Annotated in this window: 13 protein-coding genes; 6 read left to right on the top strand and 7 right to left on the bottom strand. The window is 57.8% G+C overall.

Going from position 1 to position 13,369, the window contains the following annotated elements; all coding sequences use genetic code 11:
* Nucleotides 1-2 precede the first annotated feature (2 nt).
* The gene (gene apaH / locus H7R76_RS19795) at nt 3-851 is read left to right on the top strand and encodes a bis(5'-nucleosyl)-tetraphosphatase (symmetrical) ApaH (protein ID WP_106925334.1); all 849 of its coding nucleotides are present in this window, start codon (nt 3-5) and stop codon (nt 849-851) included.
* Between the two features lie 103 nt (nt 852-954).
* Here apaH and folA read toward each other — a convergent pair whose 3' ends face one another.
* The 4 genes from folA to H7R76_RS19775 all read right to left on the bottom strand — a co-directional run bounded on the left by folA (nt 955) and on the right by H7R76_RS19775 (nt 4,413).
* Nucleotides 955-1,434 (bottom strand): type 3 dihydrofolate reductase, encoded by a 480-nt coding sequence (gene folA / locus H7R76_RS19790; protein WP_182934518.1) that lies wholly within the window; start codon nt 1,432-1,434, stop codon nt 955-957.
* A 155-nt stretch (nt 1,435-1,589) separates the two neighbouring features.
* Nucleotides 1,590-3,458, bottom strand: coding sequence for a glutathione-regulated potassium-efflux system protein KefC (gene kefC, locus H7R76_RS19785; RefSeq protein ID WP_106925330.1), 1,869 nt, complete (start codon nt 3,456-3,458; stop codon nt 1,590-1,592).
* Nucleotides 3,451-3,984 (bottom strand): glutathione-regulated potassium-efflux system oxidoreductase KefF, encoded by a 534-nt coding sequence (kefF, locus tag H7R76_RS19780; protein ID WP_106925328.1) that lies wholly within the window; start codon nt 3,982-3,984, stop codon nt 3,451-3,453. Before kefF ends, kefC begins: the two co-directional genes overlap by 8 nt.
* Before the next feature lie 195 nt (nt 3,985-4,179).
* On the bottom strand, nt 4,180-4,413 hold the full coding sequence (locus H7R76_RS19775; protein WP_106925629.1) for a YgdI/YgdR family lipoprotein: 234 nt from the start codon (nt 4,411-4,413) through the stop codon (nt 4,180-4,182).
* A 199-nt stretch (nt 4,414-4,612) separates the two neighbouring features.
* Between H7R76_RS19775 and H7R76_RS19770 the strand changes: the two genes are divergently transcribed.
* Nucleotides 4,613-5,476, top strand: coding sequence for a MurR/RpiR family transcriptional regulator (locus H7R76_RS19770; protein WP_182966220.1), 864 nt, complete (start codon nt 4,613-4,615; stop codon nt 5,474-5,476).
* 128 nt (nt 5,477-5,604) lie between these two features.
* On the opposite strand, the gene H7R76_RS19765 is transcribed toward H7R76_RS19770, so the two are convergent.
* Together H7R76_RS19765 and H7R76_RS19760 are read right to left on the bottom strand one after the other, a co-directional pair.
* On the bottom strand, nt 5,605-6,000 hold the full coding sequence (locus H7R76_RS19765; RefSeq protein ID WP_035896012.1) for a RidA family protein: 396 nt from the start codon (nt 5,998-6,000) through the stop codon (nt 5,605-5,607).
* Nucleotides 6,000-7,457, bottom strand: a complete 1,458-nt coding sequence (locus H7R76_RS19760; protein ID WP_182966219.1) for an N-acyl-D-amino-acid deacylase family protein — start codon at nt 7,455-7,457, stop codon at nt 6,000-6,002. The genes H7R76_RS19765 and H7R76_RS19760 overlap by 1 nt, the downstream gene beginning before the upstream one ends.
* Before the next feature lie 202 nt (nt 7,458-7,659).
* Between H7R76_RS19760 and H7R76_RS19755 the strand changes: the two genes are divergently transcribed.
* Nucleotides 7,660-8,880 (top strand): amino acid deaminase, encoded by a 1,221-nt coding sequence (locus H7R76_RS19755; protein WP_182966218.1) that lies wholly within the window; start codon nt 7,660-7,662, stop codon nt 8,878-8,880.
* A gap of 58 nt (nt 8,881-8,938) precedes the next feature.
* Here H7R76_RS19755 and H7R76_RS19750 read toward each other — a convergent pair whose 3' ends face one another.
* Nucleotides 8,939-10,018, bottom strand: a complete 1,080-nt coding sequence (locus H7R76_RS19750; RefSeq protein ID WP_182966217.1) for a MurR/RpiR family transcriptional regulator — start codon at nt 10,016-10,018, stop codon at nt 8,939-8,941.
* 271 nt (nt 10,019-10,289) lie between these two features.
* Here H7R76_RS19750 and H7R76_RS19745 point away from each other — a divergent pair, with 271 nt between their 5' ends.
* From H7R76_RS19745 to celB, 3 genes are read left to right on the top strand one after another with little or no spacing between them, the layout of a single operon-like run.
* Nucleotides 10,290-10,595, top strand: coding sequence for a PTS sugar transporter subunit IIB (locus H7R76_RS19745; RefSeq protein ID WP_106925318.1), 306 nt, complete (start codon nt 10,290-10,292; stop codon nt 10,593-10,595).
* Nucleotides 10,596-10,611: 16 nt separating this feature from the next.
* On the top strand, nt 10,612-11,916 hold the full coding sequence (locus H7R76_RS19740; RefSeq protein WP_182966216.1) for a 6-phospho-beta-glucosidase: 1,305 nt from the start codon (nt 10,612-10,614) through the stop codon (nt 11,914-11,916).
* 49 nt (nt 11,917-11,965) lie between these two features.
* A complete protein-coding gene (gene celB, locus H7R76_RS19735) occupies nt 11,966-13,315 on the top strand; it encodes a PTS cellobiose transporter subunit IIC (protein WP_035896004.1) in 1,350 nt (449 codons plus the stop codon).
* Nucleotides 13,316-13,369 lie beyond the last annotated feature (54 nt).

Here is a 13,369-nt window from a genome sequence, read left to right as displayed (position 1 = left end):
TCATGTCTACATACCTTATTGGCGACGTTCACGGTTGCTACGATGAATTGATCGCTCTTTTACAGCAGGTGGCGTTTACGCCGGGCAAAGATACGCTGTGGCTCACGGGCGACCTGGTTGCTCGCGGTCCCGGCTCGCTGGAGGTGCTGCGCTACGTCAGATCGCTGGGCGATAGCGTCAAAGTGGTGCTGGGAAACCATGACCTGCATCTGCTGGCGGTGTTTGCCGGCATCAGCCGCAATAAGCCCAAAGACCGCCTGAGCCCGCTGCTGGAAGCACCGGACGCCGACGATCTGCTTAACTGGCTGCGTCGCCAGCCGCTGATGCAGGTGGATGAAGAGAAAAAGCTGGTGATGGCCCATGCGGGCGTCACTCCGCAGTGGGATATCGAAACGGCAAAACAGTGCGCACGCGACGTCGAAGCCGTGCTGTCGAGCGACTCCTACCCCTTCTTTCTTGACGCGATGTACGGCGACATGCCGAATAACTGGTCGCGCGAGCTGAGCGGCCTGGCGCGTCTGCGCTTTATTACTAACGCCTTCACCCGCATGCGCTACTGTTTCCCGAACGGCCAGCTGGATATGTACAGCAAAGAGTCGCCGGAAAACGTGCCCGCCCCGCTGAAGCCCTGGTTTATGCTGCCGGGGCCAATTACCGACGAGTACAGCGTGGCGTTTGGCCACTGGGCTTCGCTGGAAGGGAAAGGTACGCCGGAAAATATCTACGCGCTGGATACCGGCTGCTGCTGGGGTGGCGATCTCACCTGCCTGCGCTGGGAAGACAAAACGTATTTTGTACAGCCGTCGAACCGTAAACTGGCCCCGGGCGAGAGCGAGGCGGTGGCTTCGTAGTTTGGTGCATCCCCATTGAAAAATAAAAAACGCCGGCGTTTCACCCGGCGTTTTTTATTTTAGTGGCCCGGCCAGGCAAAGCGCCGCCGGGAAAGGCTCGGTCTTAGCGCCGCTCAAGCACCTCAAAGCAGTAGCTATGAGAATTCTGCTCGTCGGCATCGTGGAACTCGCTGAACACCGACTCCCACTGATCCGGATCGTAATCCGGGAAATGGGTGTCGCCTTCCACTTCCGCATCAATATGCGTCAGGTACAGCTTCTGCGCCTTCGGCAGGAACTGTTCGTATACGCGGCCACCGCCAATCACCATAATCTCTTCCGCGTCACCGCAGGCGGCAATCGCTTCATCAACCGATTTCACCCACTGCACGCGATCGTCTGTACCGGGCTGGCTGCTGATAACAATGTTCTTACGCCCCGGCAGCGGGCGACCGATGGATTCCCAGGTCAGACGGCCCATAACGACAGGTTTGTTTAACGTATTGCGTTTAAACCAAGCCAGATCGGCCGGCAGGTCCCATGGCATGGCGTTTTCCATACCGATGACGCGATCGACCGCAAGCGCAGCAATCAGACTGATCATTGAGTGTATCCCAGATGCGAAAAAAATTGTCGCCACTATACGGAAAGCTTAATCTTTCGTCGACTGGCAGCCAGGTAAAGAATAAGAAAATTTTCAGATTTGCTGGCAAGTCCACGAAGGCAAAGTGGACAGCCAGCATTACACCTACGAAGCCGTTACAGCGTCGGCTTTACTTCCGGCTCATCTTCAGGGTTGCCGCTGTGCTTCCCTTCTTCCGTGCCCTGCCAGCCGTGACGCTGAATGACCGACAAATGGTTGCGATCTTCGTTGATGATTTCAGTCAACATGGCGCTGGTGCGCTTAAACGCCGCCGCCCGCGAGGAGGCATCAATCTCGGCCATCTCCACCATTTCTTCCATCAGCTGAATATTAAAGCGGCGGAACAGATCGGCACGCTCGCGCGCTTCATATGCCCCCAGCCCCAGCGACTCCAGCGCCTGACGCCCGGACTTCAGCGCCGCTTCGAAGGTTTCACGCTCCGGTGCGCTGACGCCGGCCTGACGCAGCTTGATATAGTGCTCAACGTCACGGGCGCGGGCGATAAGGGTCAGGTTCGGGAAATGCTCTTTCACCAGCTCGGTCAGCGCCAGGCTGGCCTGCGGATCGTCAATGGCGTTAATCAGCACCTCAGCTTTTTCCGCCCCGGCGGATTCCAGCAGATCGGCTCGCGTGGCATCGCCATAAAACACCTTCATGTCGAATTTACGCAGCGTGTCGACGTGATCCGGGTCGTGGTCGAGGACCACCATTTTCACACCGCTGGACAGCAGCAGACGCCCGGCAATCTGACCGAAGCGGCCAAAGCCGGCAATAATCACCCGCGGCTGTTCTTCATCAATTTCATCCGCTTCCCGCGCGTCGCCGGTGCTGGCGCGTTTTTCCAGCCGCGTCAGCAGTACCAGCAGCACCGGCGTTACCGCCATCGATAGCGCTACCGCCAGCGTCAGCGCCTTCGCCCAATCAGCATCCAGCACGTTCGCCATCTGCGCCGCGCCAAAGACCACGAAGGCAAATTCACTGCCCTGCCCCAGCAGCGCCGCAAACCACAGACGCTGCGAGCGCGGTACCTGGAGTGGTTTGGCAATCAGCCACAGCAGCACCGATTTAATCACCAGGAAGCCCACCAGCAGCGTGATGATACGCAGCGGGTGATGAATGAGGGTGCCAAAATCGATCGACATCCCGACGCCGATAAAGAACAGCCCCAGCAGCAGCCCTTTAAACGGCTCAATATCGCTTTCCAGCGCATGGCGGTACTCAGAGCTCGCCAGCAGCACGCCGGCCAGAAATGCCCCCATCGCCATCGAAAGACCAACTTCTTCCAGCAGCAAACCGAAGCCAAACACCAGGAACAGGGCCACGGCGCTGAACACTTCGCGCAGACCCGAGCGCGCAACAAAGCGCAGCAGCGGGCGCGTCACATAGCGTCCTAACACCACCACCAACACCAACGCACCGGCCACTTTCAGCGCTGAAAACGCAAACGCGCCGAGGGTCGTCGAGCCGCCGCTGCTGGCCAGCAACGGAATCATGGCCACCAGCGGAATGGCCGCAATATCCTGGAACAACAGCACCGCGAACGCACTGCGCCCGACCTGGGTCACCGTCAGATTACGTTCATTCATCGCCTGCATGGCGATAGCGGTCGAAGAGAGCGCCAGCGTCATGCCAATCAGCTCCGCCACCTGCCAGCGCAGGCCGAGGAAAATGCAGAACACGCCAATCAGCGCCCCGCACAGCACCATTTGCAGCAGCCCGCCGCCAAATACCGAGACGCGCAGCTTCCATAGCCGCTGCGGATCCAGCTCCAGGCCAATGACGAACAGCATCAGCACCACGCCAATTTCGGCGAAATGCAGAATGGCTTCCGCATCGGTCACCAGACGCAGCCCCCACGGGCCGATAATGCAGCCCGCGATCAGGTAACCGAGCACCGAACCCAACCCCAAACGTACGGCAATCGGCACAATCAGCGCCGCCGATCCCAGGTAGATCAGCGCCTGTATGAGCGTATGGCTATCCATTGTTATGCTCCTCCTGCCAGGCCAAAAGCCGTTGTTTATAGTGACGCGCCTTCGCCTGCAGCGTCTCTTCATCGCAGATAAACGTGCAGTGCACGGCAAACGGCGGCAGCCATTTCATGCCGCAGTAAACGGCGGTAGCCTCCAGCGGCTGACCCAGCACGTCAAAGCCCGGATGTGAACCAATTTCGAAGTGGCTTTCGCCACCGCCGGTCGTTACCGCCCACATCATGTCTTTTCCGTGCAGCGCGGTACCGCCGTGCCCGTAGGCCCAGCCGTGCGCCAGCACTTTATCCAGCCACAGCTTGAGCAGCGGCGGCGTGCTGTACCACTGCATAGGATGTTGCAGAATGACCAGATCGGCACGAGACAGCGCCTCCTGTTCAGCGACAACGTCGATATTAAAATCGGGATAGAGGTGATAAAGAGAGCGAATTTCCACACCGTCGAGCGTCCGCACCTGCTCTAGCATCCGCTTATTCGCATGCGAGTGATGCGGATAAGGGTGCGCATAAACAATCAGAATCATAATTAGCCTGTCTTACTGCATTATTTTATTGCTGAGTTTAGACAGTTAATGAGGACACTTACAGGATCTCTTAACACAACCGCATGAAATAGGGGGCGAGCGCCCCCTTGAAGAGATTAGCGACACATCGTGCGCCGCAATAAGCGTTATACGTTGGCCCCGCGCGGCACCGCGCCGCGAGGCCACGAATAACGTTTAGTTATCCAGCTCGTTCATCGACTGAACCTGGTCACGGTTGATCTGTTCAGTCTTTCCGCTTTCGGCATTTTTGTACGACACCAGGCCAGTGTCCTCATCTACCTGCGGTTTACCATCGGTTACGATAGTCTTGCCATCGGTGGTTTTCAGCGCCTGGTTGGATGAACACCCGGCAACGGTAAAGAGTGCGCCGGCGGTCAGAATTGCTACGGTCATTCGCTTATAGTTCATCATGTTTCCCTCCTGCTTTGCAGCCAAAATTGGTTATCACTCTAACTATTTTAGGTTAGCGGTCAGAACCCGGAAGCGAAACCAGAAAGCTCCGAAGCATTACCGGCACCCTTTCACCGCCGTTTTATGTGAGGCAGATTGTCCGCAGCGTGGGGTTTCTATGGTACAAAGTACCGCTATTTATTTTCAGGGGCCAACCATGTCCGTTTCGATCGACATCATTTCCTGTATTACCGACCGTTTTGTTGAGCTGACCGCCACCGAAAAACGCATCGCGCAGTTCATTCTTGATGACGTGCAGGCCGCCACCACGCTGCCCATTGCTGAAATGGCGCGACAGACCGAAACCAGCCAGGCCTCCATCACCCGCTTTGCCCGGGCGATTGGCTGCAAAGACGTGCGCGAGCTGAAGGTCAAGCTTGCCCAGTCGCTGGCGGTGGGGCAGCGTTTTATTCTCGACGTGCCCGATCTGGAGGGTGTTCAGGGGATCTATGAAACGATCATTAACGTGCTGGAGATCAACCGCCGAGCGCTTAATCCCGAGACGTTAAAACGCGCCGTCGGATGGTTAAGCGGCGCCCGACAGATCCTCGCGATCGGCATGGGTGGCGGTTCGACCATCTGCGCGCAGGAGGTTCAGTTCCGCCTGTTCCGTCTGGGTCTACCGGTGGTAAGCCAGAGCGACGGGCTGCTGGTGAGGATGATGTGCTCAGCGGTGTCGCCAAACGATGTGGTGCTGGCGTTGTCGCTCGGCGGCTATACGCAGGAAGTGGTGGAGAGCGCGGCGATTGCGCGTCAGTACGGTGCGAAGGTGATTGCCATTACCCCGGAAGCCACACCGCTTGCCGAGTACGCCGATTTGGTCCTGCCGCTGATCGTGCGGGAGAACGACTACATCTTTAAGCCCAGCACCTCGCGCTACGCGATGCTGGCGATGGTTGACGTGCTGGCGACGGAATTGGCGGTGGTGAATAAGGCAGAGACGAAAAACCGTCTGCGGCGGATTAAGCTGGCGCTGGATAGCCATCGGGGCGGAGCTGACCGACAGCCGTTGGGGGATTAGCGCGGGTTTTTTCCCCTCACCCTAACCCTCTCCCCGGAGGGACGAGGGGACCGAATGTGCGGTCTTTCCCCCCTCTCCCTTCCAGGGAGAGGGCCGGGGTGAGGGTACAACCCGCACCACCCCACAAGTTACTTCACCCGTTCCGCGTTGTAACAGGTCAAATCCACCTCAACCTTACAATCCACCACCAAATCCGCCACGCAGCACACGCGTGCCGGTGGGTGATCGGCAAAGAACTCACGGAATACCTTGTTAAAGGACTGGAAGTAACGCGCGTCGGTCAGATACACCTTCACATGCACCACGTCTGCCAGGCTGTATCCCGCGTCCTGCATAATATCCACGCAATTCTGAATCGCCAACCGCGACTGCTCGACAATGCCGCCCTCCACCACTTCACCATCCTTCATCGGCGTTTGCCCGGACACATACAGCCAGCCTCCGGCCTCAACGGCCTTGGCAAACGGCAGAGACTGCCCGCCGGTACCGGTGCTGCCACCGACGCCATAACGTTTAATGCTCATTATTGCTGCTCCTTAATTTTTCCGGCTGACCGGCGTAAGAATCGCCCGGCGCGCCCGATAATGTTGTGATTCTGCCCATAGCTCATCACCCCGTTGACCATCACCGCATCGATACCGGCGGCGGGCTGCTGTGGGTCGCTGAAGCTTGCGACATCGCGGATAGTTTCTGGGTCAAAAAGCACCAGATCGGCAAAATAGCCGCGCTTGATGAACCCGCGGTCGGTGAGCTGAAAACGTGCCGCCGACAGGCCAGTCATCTTGTGCACCGCGACGGTAAGCGGGAACAGTTTTTCATCGCGGCTGTAGTGTCCCAGCACGCGTGGGAACGCACCCCACAGGCGAGGATGCGGCATCGGGTCATTCGGTAAGCCGTCCGAACCCACCATGGTCAATGGATAGCGCAGCACCCGCTGCACGTCCTGCTCGTCCATGTTGTAGTAAATCGCGCCAGCAGGCATCAGCCGCTTGCCCGCCTCTTCCAGCGTAAGCGACCAGCTTTGCGCAATCTGCTTTAAGGTCTGCCCGGCCATCTCCGGGTGCGGCGTCGACCAGGTGATAACGATGTCAAAATCGGCGGTAATCTGCTTCATATCCAGCGTCGATGAACTGGCGGAATACGGATAGCAGTCGCAGGAAACGTCCTGCTGCTGGCGGACGTTATCGAACAGCGCCAGGGTTTCCACGGTGCGCCCCCAGTTATTCGCCCCCGCGCATTTGTGGTGCGAGACCACCACCGGTACCTTGCCGTGGCGGCCAATACGGAACGCTTCATCAAGCGCGTCGAGAATGGGCTCAAACTCCGAGCGAAGATGGGTGGTATAAATCCCATTTTCCGCCGCCAGCTCTTCCGCCAGCGCCATCACCTCTTCAGTCGTCGACTGGAAGGCGGAGGCATAGGCTAGCCCGGTGCTGAGCCCTAAAGCGCCCTCCTGCAATGCCAACCGTAGCTGCCTGCGCATGGCTTGAATTTCTTGATAGTTAGCCGGACGAAACAGCGAGTCCATCTGGTTATTACGCAGCGCGGTATGACCGACCAGCGTGCCAACGTTCACCGCCGGACGCGCCTGCATAACCGCGTCGGCGTAAGCGTTAACCGTCGGGTAGATAAACTGTTCCGCATTGCCCAATAGGTTCATCGGATCCGGTACGTCGCCTGCGATCGTCGCGCTCGCGGCGCTGATCCCGCAGTTACCGACGATCACCGTAGTCACGCCCTGGCTGATTTTGGGCAGGTACTCCGGCATGCGGATAACGTTAATGTCGTCGTGGGTGTGAACATCGATAAACCCTGGTGCCAGCACGCGCCCCGTGCCGTCAATCTCATGCTGCGCCTGCCCGTCGATAGCGGGCGCGATCTCCACAATGCGATCGCCCTTGATGGCCACATCGCCGCGATACTGCGGGCCGCCGCTACCGTCGATAACCGTGACGTTCCTGAACAGATAATCGAACTGCATTTCTTCTCTACCCCTGTCGTTCCCTGCCTTGAATTTGACCATTTACAAGCGCTGAAAACAGTGAAAGACTACGCAAAATATGCATTAATTAATGATACTTTTATTCATAAAAATCAATGAAAATAATAAAAATCATTTATTTACAACAAGATGAACAATCAAAGATTCATGATATAAACTAAAAACCTGAAGGATTTATGTTATGAAATACCATGAAAGCCTCATCGTACCCCACAAATCCGCAACGCTTTTTACCCCAACAAACATCCTCAATGAAGACGTTTGCCTGCCCGCCGCGGTCATTAAAAAAACGGCGCTAACCAACAATATTCAGTGGATGCAGCACTACGCCGATACGCGCGGCGTCTCACTCGCCCCGCACGGTAAAACCACCATGACACCGTGGATCTTTTCACAGCAGCAACAAGCAGGGGCCTGGGCCATTGGCGTGGGCAGCGCCTGGCAGGCAAGCATTGCTGCGGCAAGCGGGATCCAACGCGTGCTGATGGTGAACCAGCTCGTCGGCAAGGCCAATATGGCGCTGATCGCCAGACTCAAGACGGAATACCCGGCGGTAGATTACCAGTGCTGCGTCGATAGCATCGATAACGCCCGTGCGCTCTCGGCGTTCTTCGCCGCACAAAACCAGACGCTGGATATTCTGCTGGAACTGGGCGTGCCGGGCGGCCGCTGTGGGTGCAGAACCGCAGAACAGGCGCTCACACTTGCCGAGCAGGTTGCCACTTTACCGGCGCTGCGTCTGCGCGGCCTTGAGCTGTATGAAGGCGTGCTGCACGGCGATAACCCACAGCCGAAGGTGGAAGCGCTGCTGCGCGATGCCGCCGCGCTGGCCTGCCAGCTTGAGCGTTATGTAACGGGCGAGTTTATTCTCACTGGCGCGGGCTCCGTTTGGTATGACGTGGTGTGTAACGTCTGGCTTGCCGAGCCGAAACCGGCCAACTGCCGGGTGCTGATCCGCCCTGGCTGCTATATCACCCACGATGCGGGGATCTATCTGGAAGCGCAGAACGCGATCGTCGCGCGCGACCAGACGGCCTGCGACCTCGGCGGCGATCTGGTTTCTGCGCTGGAACTGGTGGCAATGGTGCAGTCGGCGCCGGAAAGCGGCCGGGCGATCGTCAATTTCGGCAAGCGCGACAGCGCGTTTGATGCCGGGTTACCGCAGCCGGTTGCCCATTATCGTGCGGGGAAATCAGTCACATTAGCGGCAAACAGCATGGAAACCACCGGCATTATGGACCAGCACGCCATGCTGAAGCTGGCACCAGACGTTGACGTGAAGGTGGGGGATATTCTGGTGTTCAGCACTTCGCACCCTTGCCTGACGTTTGACAAATGGAAGGCGCTGCTGTTGGTTGATGACGCGTATAACGTGCTGGATACGTTAGAAACGGCATTCTGAGCCGCCCCGGCGTCGCTGCGCTCGACCGGGCTACAGGCCGGGCGCAACGATGCCGAAGTTACATCGAATCACAGATCAAATCGACAATCAGCAGCGACCCGTAACGCGCGTCGTTGAGCGGTAGCGTGACGTTTTGCTGATGGCTGAGCGCGCTCTCCTGCTGGCCAATCACGATGATATCCGCCCCTGCCCAGCGCGCCTGATGTACGGCGGCAATCAGCGCGCTGCCCGGCGGCGTACCGGCAAAGACCACCAGCACCTGCCCAGCGCCAAGCATCGAGGCGGTAATCCCCATTAACGCCGGATCCTGGCAGACGTTGGCCGGATACCCCTGCGTCAGCAGGCGATACTGCAACACGCTGGCGAACGGGTTATCGGCGGTGCTGGCGCTGAAAATATGCACCGCTTTCGCCTGTTTAAGCAGGCTTGCCGCCAGCTCAACCGCCGCTGGCGATAGTTCGTGAAGCTGCGCGTTCAGCGAATACTGGATCTGGTTTAGCCGCTCGCGCCACGGCCCCGGCATATCGCCGCTGGCAACCGGGGCGCTGGCCTGCGCCAGCTTCATGCGCAAATCGCGAATATCGTCGCAGCCCGCGGCGCGGGCAAAGCGGGTAATGGTCGCCGGGCTGACCCCTGCCGCCGTCGCCAGTTGGTCGATGGTCGCCGAAGCCGCAAACGCCACGTCGCTGAGGATAGTCTGCGCCACGCGAGACTCCTGCTGGCTGAAGTCCTGTAGCCGTTGGCGGATCAGGCTCAGAATGTCATCGCTACCGTCGCGACCGATGGAGTGCGAGAAGCGATCGAGGATCTCGCTGCCAATGCCGGCATTTTTCGCCAGCTTTTGCAGCGTACCGGTGTCCACCCACGCCGCGTCGCCGAGCATCGGCGCCGCCGTCGTTTTCAAACGATTCTCCTGCTGCTGATGGCGCACCTGGCCAATAAAGTCATTGAGGTCGGCACAGCCAATACTGCGCGAGAAATGCTGTAACGTCGCGGGACTCACGCCCGCCTTTGCCGCCAGCTCTTCAATACTTGCCTCAGGTATCTGGGCAAAATTATCGAGGAAAAAGCGCGCCAGCCGGGATTCCTGCGCAGGCAGGCCCGATAGCCCATTCACCAGCTGATAAACAATATCCATAACCAGAGAGTCCTAATGTCGGCAAATTCTGCTCGTTAAAAACATCATAATTTATTGAAATTATTTTTCAATTCATTCGATCAACAGACGCCGACGTCTTCGGTATATGAGTAACAAATATTCGTTTTGCTTACCTTGATCACACTTTCTCGCGGATAACATCCCGTAAAGCAATATTTTAACGCCGATCACACTCATGAAAATAATTTTCATACATGCTACGTAAAACGGCTAATGTGTGAAATATGTTTTCAAGTGAGGGAAAATTGTCATGAAAAAGATCATGTTGTGCTGCGCCGCCGGGATGTCCACCAGCATGCTGGTGCAAAAGATGCGCGCCGAAGCCGAAAAACGGGCGCTGGCGGTCGAGATCAACGCTTATCCGGTTGCCGAAATCGAAAGCATGCTGCCGCAGGCCGACGTGGTGCTGCTCGGCCCGCAGGTGCAGTTCGAACTCTCTCGCCTGCGTGAACTGTCTGCGCCATTGGGCAAGCCGGTCGAGGTGATCGACATGATGGATTACGGTACCATGCGCGGCGATCGCGTGCTCGATAAAGCGATCCAACTGATGGCCTGAGGCCTCGGAGAGAACAATGAAAATTACCGTGATTGGCGGGGGCAGCAGCTACACCCCGGAACTGGTTGAAGGATTAATAGCGCGTCATGCTTCCCTGCCAATGGCGGAGCTGGCGCTGGTTGATGTCGAAGCGGGTCGAGAAAAGGTCGAGATTATTGCCGCCCTCTCCCGCCGCATGCTCGACCGCAACGGTCTGGAGTCGGTGAAGGTATCGGTTCACTTCGATGCCGATGAAGCGATTACCGGCTCAAGCTTCGTGCTCACCCAACTGCGCGTAGGCCAGCTACCGGCCCGCGCCGCTGATGAGCGTCTGGGCTTAAGTCACAGGCTGCTGGGCCAGGAAACCACCGGCGTGGGCGGCTTCGCCAAAGCGCTGCGCACGATTCCCGTGATGCTGGATATCGCCAGACGCGTTGAACGTCTGGCGCCAAATGCATGGATCATCAACTTCACCAATCCGGCGGGCATTGTGACGGAAGCGGTGTCACGCCACAGCAAAGCGAAGATTATCGGCCTGTGCAACGTGCCGGTCACTATGCACCACATGATTGCCGACATGCTGAAGCTGCCTTACGGCGACGTCTCGCTGCGCTTTGCTGGCCTGAATCATATGGTTTGGGTGCATCAGGTGCTGGCAGCGGGTCGCGATGCGACCGACGAGGTTATCGAGATGCTGTGCGACGGCGAGCAGCTGTCGATGAACAACATCAAGGCCATTCCGTGGCCACCGGAGCTACTGCGTGCGCTGCGCGCTATTCCCTGCCCGTATCACCGCTATTTCTGGCAGACCCGCACCATGCTGGAAGACGAGCTGGCGGATGCCGAGAGCAAAGGCACCCGCGCCGAGCAGGTGATGAAGGTCGAAGCGTCGCTGTTCGAACTTTACGTCGACCCGCATCTGGACAAGAAACCAGAGGAGCTGAGTCAGCGCGGCGGTTCGTTCTACTCCGAAGTGGCGGTACAGCTTATTAACGCACTGCACAACAATCTTGGCATTGAGATGGTGGTGAACACCGCCAACAACGGTGCCATTCAAGGACTGCCGGACGACGCGGTGATAGAAACCAACTGCCTGATTGATGCGCTGGGCGCGCATCCGCTGGCCTTTGGCAAACTGCCGCCGCTGATGCACGGCCTGACCCAGCAGGTGAAGGATTTTGAGCGTCTGACCATTGATGCCGCCGTATATGGCGATAAGCAAAAAGCGCTGCTGGCGCTGGTCGCCAACCCGCTGGTCGCCGATGTGAATCTGGCGTCGGCGCTGGTCGATGAAGTACTCACCATCAATAAAGCGTGGCTGCCGCAGTTTAGCCAACAATAAATACAACAATAGCCCGGTCGGCAACGTCTGCGCCGGGCAGGGGGTGTCTGTGAATAAGTCGATAATAGATAAATACGTTTTACCGACCGCGCTCAAAATCGCCGGACAAAAACATGTGCTTTCGGTGCGTGACGGGATCATCCTGAACATGCCGTTTATGCTGATAGGCTCGTTTTTCCTGATCTTCGCCTATCTGCCAGTGCCGGGTTACGGCACGCTGATGACCGAGCTTTTCGGCCCAACGTGGCAGGAAAAAGTGCTCTATCCGGTGAAAGCGACCTACGACATCATGGCGCTGATCTCCAGCTTCGGTATCGCCTACCGCCTGGCAGAGAAGTACCGCACCCTCGACCCGCTGACCGCCGGGGCCGTCTCTCTGGTGGCTTTCGTGATGACCATTCCGCAGCACATCATGTTTACCCCTGCGGGCAGCGACGTGGCGCAGCTGGTGAAAGGCGTGATGCCGATGGGCCAGATTGGCAGCCAGGGGTTGTTCGTGGCTATCCTGATTGCCCTGCTCTCAACGGAAATCTACCGCTTCGTTAACGACCGCAACCTGGTCATTCGCATGCCGGAAGGCGTTCCACCGGCGGTGGCAAAATCCTTCCTCGCGCTGATCCCGGGATTCTGCGTGCTGGCGGTGGTGCTGGCGCTGCGTCTGCTGGTAGAAGCAACGCCGTTTGGCGATATCAACACCATGATTACCGAGCTGGTCGGTATTCCGATGAGCCACGTCGGCGGCTCGCTGCCGGGGATGATTATTTCAGTGCTGCTGATTGGCATTCTGTGGATGCTCGGCCTGCACGGCGACACCATCGTGCTGGTGTTTATCCGCCCGGTCTGGCTCAGCAACATGTCCGAAAACCTGGAAGCGTTCCAGAACGGCCTGCCAATTCCCCACATTATCACCCAGCAGTTCTACGACCTGTGGATTGCGCCGGGTGGTACCGGGGCGCTGTTAGGGCTGGTTATCTTTATGATCCTGCGCAGCCGCAGCGTGCAGATGAAGCAGCTCGGTAAAATTGCCGCACCGGGCAGCCTGTTTAACATCAGCGAGCCGATGGTATTCGGTATTCCGATTGTGATGAACCCGTACCTGGTGGTGCCGTTTATCCTGACGCCGGTGGTGCTGGTGATTGTCTCCTACGTGGCGATGACCACCGGTTTAGTGGCCAAACCGGCCGGAATTGCGCTGCCGTTCACTACACCTATTGTGGTCAGTGGCTACCTGGCGACCGGCGGACATATCTCCGGTTCGGTGCTGCAAATCGTCAACCTCGGGATTTCGCTGGTGATGTATTACCCGTTCTTCCGCATCTGGGATAACCTGAAATTCCGCGAAGAGCAGGCCAGTAAGTCGCAGCAGACCACCGCGGCGATGCCAGCAACGGAACAGTAACCAGGATACAAAAACAAAAACGCCGGGCATCTGCCCGGCGTTTTATTTTATCGC

Source organism: Klebsiella sp. WP8-S18-ESBL-06 (assembly GCF_014169755.1).
Classification (GTDB): Bacteria; Pseudomonadota; Gammaproteobacteria; order Enterobacterales; family Enterobacteriaceae; genus Kluyvera; species Kluyvera ascorbata_B.
Note: the sequence above shows the minus strand (reverse complement) of the source record. Positions and strands in the feature narration are given on the sequence as shown.

Excerpts from the sequence above, each read along its gene's own strand:
- apaH (WP_106925334.1), top strand. The coding sequence starts at position 3 with ATGTCTACATACCTTATTGGCGACGTTCACGGTTGCTACGATGAATTG.
- folA (WP_182934518.1), bottom strand. The coding sequence starts at position 1,434 with ATGATCAGTCTGATTGCTGCGCTTGCGGTCGATCGCGTCATCGGTATG.
- kefC (WP_106925330.1), bottom strand. The coding sequence starts at position 3,458 with ATGGATAGCCATACGCTCATACAGGCGCTGATCTACCTGGGATCGGCG.
- kefF (WP_106925328.1), bottom strand. The coding sequence starts at position 3,984 with ATGATTCTGATTGTTTATGCGCACCCTTATCCGCATCACTCGCATGCG.
- H7R76_RS19775 (WP_106925629.1), bottom strand. The coding sequence starts at position 4,413 with ATGAACTATAAGCGAATGACCGTAGCAATTCTGACCGCCGGCGCACTC.
- H7R76_RS19770 (WP_182966220.1), top strand. The coding sequence starts at position 4,613 with ATGTCCGTTTCGATCGACATCATTTCCTGTATTACCGACCGTTTTGTT.
- H7R76_RS19765 (WP_035896012.1), bottom strand. The coding sequence starts at position 6,000 with ATGAGCATTAAACGTTATGGCGTCGGTGGCAGCACCGGTACCGGCGGG.
- H7R76_RS19760 (WP_182966219.1), bottom strand. The coding sequence starts at position 7,457 with ATGCAGTTCGATTATCTGTTCAGGAACGTCACGGTTATCGACGGTAGC.
- H7R76_RS19755 (WP_182966218.1), top strand. The coding sequence starts at position 7,660 with ATGAAATACCATGAAAGCCTCATCGTACCCCACAAATCCGCAACGCTT.
- H7R76_RS19750 (WP_182966217.1), bottom strand. The coding sequence starts at position 10,018 with ATGGATATTGTTTATCAGCTGGTGAATGGGCTATCGGGCCTGCCTGCG.
- H7R76_RS19745 (WP_106925318.1), top strand. The coding sequence starts at position 10,290 with ATGAAAAAGATCATGTTGTGCTGCGCCGCCGGGATGTCCACCAGCATG.
- H7R76_RS19740 (WP_182966216.1), top strand. The coding sequence starts at position 10,612 with ATGAAAATTACCGTGATTGGCGGGGGCAGCAGCTACACCCCGGAACTG.